The sequence below is a fragment of the Oleiphilus sp. HI0117 genome (assembly GCF_001635235.1).
On sequence record NZ_LWGA01000854.1, the window covers coordinates 1 to 3403 of the forward strand.

The following is a 3403-nucleotide window of genomic DNA, read 5'->3' on the forward strand; positions in this document are numbered from 1 at the left end:
CAGCCAACAAGTCAGCCTTGTTCAAGAATACTACAATGTAAGGTACACCTACCTGACGAGACAAAAGGATGTGCTCACGAGTCTGAGGCATAGGACCATCAGTCGCACCACAAACCAAGATAGCACCATCCATCTGAGCAGCACCTGTGATCATGTTTTTAACATAATCGGCGTGCCCTGGGCAGTCAACGTGAGCGTAGTGACGATCAGTTGAATCATACTCAACGTGAGACGTCGCGATAGTGATACCACGCTCTCTTTCCTCTGGTGCATTATCGATGTTTGCGAAATCAACCTTCTCACCACCGAATACTTCTGCACATACACGCGTTAGCGCTGCTGTCAAAGTTGTTTTACCATGGTCAACGTGACCAATAGTACCTACGTTAACGTGCGGTTTATTACGTTCAAATTTTTCTTTAGCCACGGTTACACCCCTTTTTCTATGCTACCGACTTTAGTTTAATTAAGACTACGATTTATTAATAATCACTTCTGCAACCGCTTTTGGCGCTTCTGAATAAGTCAAAAACTCCATCGCGTAGGTTGCGCGACCCTGTGTTGCGGATCGCAAATCTGTTGCGTATCCGAACATTTCAGATAAGGGAACTTCAGCATTAACCACCTTACCAGCGGCGCTCTCTTCCATACCCTGTATGAGACCTCGGCGACGATTTAAGTCACCAACCACATCTCCCATATTCTCTTCTGGCGTTACCACTTCAACCTTCATAACCGGCTCAAGCAATACCGCACCACCTTCTGATGCCAACTTTTTAGTCGCCATACTAGCAGCAATTTTAAATGCCATTTCATTAGAGTCGACATCATGAAAAGAGCCGTCATAGAGCGTCGCCTTCAAACCTAGCAACGGATAACCAGCCAGAATACCGTTTTGCATCTGCTCTGCGATACCCTTTTCAACTGCCGGGATAAACTCACGCGGCACAGCACCACCAACAATCTCATTTACAAACTCTAAACCTTCTTCGCCATCCGCTAAGGGCTCAAACTTAAGCCAAACATGCCCATACTGACCACGCCCACCTGACTGACGAACAAATTTACCTTCAATATCACTAATATTTTTAATCGCTTCACGGTAAGCCACCTGCGGCTTACCAATATTTGCCTCAACACTGAACTCACGCTTCATGCGATCAACGATGATATCCAGGTGCAATTCGCCCATTCCGGAGATAATCGTCTGGCCCGTCTCTTCATCGGTTTTTACTCTAAACGAAGGATCTTCCTGCGCAAGCTTACCTAGGGCAACACCCATCTTTTCCTGGTCTGCCTGCGTACGAGGCTCCACTGCAACCGAAATTACAGGCTCTGGAAACTCCATACGCTCAAGCGTAATCTTGTTCTCAATATTACATAGCGTTTCGCCAGTAGTAACATCCTTAAGGCCGACCGCAGCTGCAATATCTCCAGCCAATACTTCTTTTATTTCTTCTCGGTCATTTGCATGCATCTGCACCATTCGACCAATGCGCTCCTTCCTACCCTTAACTGGGTTATACACGGTATCGCCGGTTTTTAGCGATCCAGAGTAGACCCTAAAGAAAGTCAGAGTACCAACAAAGGGGTCCGTCGCAATCTTAAACGCAAGAGCAGAAAATGGAGCAGAATCATCAGCCTCTCGAGACTCAACAGTCTCGTCATCATCAAGCACACCCTCGATCGCTTTAACCTCTTCAGGAGACGGCAGGTACTCAACAACAGCATCAAGCATCGCCTGAACACCTTTATTCTTAAAAGCAGAACCGCCAATAACCGGCACAATCTCATTCGCCAACGTACGCTTGCGAATCGCCTGCTTTATTTGCTGCTCAGAAAGCTGCTCACCTTCTAAATAAAGCTCCATCAAGTCATCATCCGCCTCTGCAGCGGACTCAACAAGAAACTCTCTCATCTCCTCACACTCATCCAGCAGATCTTCAGGAATCTCTGCGTAATCAAAGGTCATACCCTGATCAGCTTCGTTCCATAAAATAGCTTTCATCTTAATCAGGTCAACCACACCTTTAAACTCGTCCTCTGCACCAATTGTCATTTGCAGAGGCACTGGCGTAGCACCTAGACGATCTTTTAACTGTTCGACTACCATTCGGAAGTCAGCACCTGTTCGGTCCATCTTATTAACAAAGACCATGCGCGGCACTTCATATTTATTAGCCTGCCGCCAGACCGTTTCAGTTTGCGGCTGCACACCTGACGAACCACACAAAACCACAACCGCACCATCAAGCACGCGGAGCGAGCGCTCTACTTCAATTGTAAAGTCAACGTGCCCAGGCGTATCGATAATATTCACGCGATGCTGATCAAACTGTTGCTGCATTCCCGACCAGAAACACGTGGTCGCAGCAGAGGTTATCGTGATACCTCGCTCTTGCTCCTGCTCCATCCAATCCATTGTCGCCGCACCATCGTGCACTTCACCTATTTTATGCGACAAGCCTGTATAGAAAAGAACTCGCTCCGTTGTCGTTGTTTTACCAGCATCAACGTGCGCACAAATACCAATATTTCTATACCTGGAAATTGGAGTCTTACGTGCCAATTTTTTATCCTCTTAAACCCAAAAAGGCCCGCATAAAATGCAGGCCATATAACACTCGTATACCTTAGAAACGGTAGTGAGAGAAAGCCTTGTTTGCTTCGGCCATCTTGTGAACATCTTCACGTTTCTTAACCGCTGCACCCTTACCTTCGGCTGCATCGATAATCTCACCCGCTAGACGCAAAGCCATAGACTTTTCGCCACGCTTACGAGAGTAGTCCACCAACCAACGCATTGCTAGCGCTACCTGACGAGCCGGACGAACTTCAACTGGAACCTGATAAGTAGCACCACCAACACGGCGAGACTTAACCTCTACCATTGGCTGGATAGACTCTAGCGCTTTATCAAACAGCTCTAAAGGATCTTCATGACCCTTTGCTTTAACAGCATCTAATGCACCGTATACAATTTTCTCTGCTACGGATTTTTTACCATGAACCATTACGTGGTTCATAAACTTTGCAAGCGTTTGATTTCCAAATTTAGGATCTGGAAGTATCTCGCGTTTTGCTACGACTCTTCTTCTTGGCATGACAAGCCCTCTTTTAACATCAAAGGTCTTCAGGTTCGCTCAGACATAAAACGAAATATTTCGCCAGTCCGACCTTACTCTTATCCTTCAATCAATTATCTCATTGTTAATTGAAATATTTATGACAATTAACGCTTTCAGACAGACCTAAGACTATCCCTTAGGACGCTTAGCACCGTATTTAGAACGACCCTGACGTCTATCTGCAACACCTGAAGTATCCAAGCTACCACGAACTGTGTGATAACGAACACCAGGCAAATCTTTAACACGACCACCACGAATAAGAACAACGCTGT

The 3403-nt window shown here is 46.2% G+C and carries 3 protein-coding genes and 1 pseudogene; all 4 read right to left on the bottom strand.

Annotation, left to right across the window (positions count from 1 at the left end; translation table 11 throughout):
- A partial coding sequence (locus A3757_RS14695) for a GTP-binding protein (protein ID WP_156490421.1) occupies positions 1-427 on the bottom strand: 427 nt, incomplete at its 3' end.
- A gap of 45 nt (positions 428-472) precedes the next feature.
- Entirely contained in the window at positions 473-2569 is a 2097-nt protein-coding gene (gene fusA, locus A3757_RS14700; RefSeq protein ID WP_068509922.1) for an elongation factor G, read from the bottom strand.
- A gap of 64 nt (positions 2570-2633) precedes the next feature.
- Positions 2634-3104 carry a 30S ribosomal protein S7 gene (gene rpsG / locus A3757_RS14705; protein ID WP_068509920.1) on the bottom strand — a complete coding sequence of 157 codons (471 nt, stop codon included), beginning with the start codon at positions 3102-3104 and terminating at the stop codon, positions 2634-2636.
- 153 nt (positions 3105-3257) lie between these two features.
- Positions 3258-3403 (bottom strand): annotated as a pseudogene (gene rpsL, locus A3757_RS14710) (30S ribosomal protein S12); the annotation flags it as partial.

Bases quoted from the DNA above. Each gene is read 5' to 3' on its own strand.
- rpsG (WP_068509920.1), bottom strand. From the start codon at position 3,104: ATGCCAAGAAGAAGAGTCGTAGCAAAACGCGAGATACTTCCAGATCCT.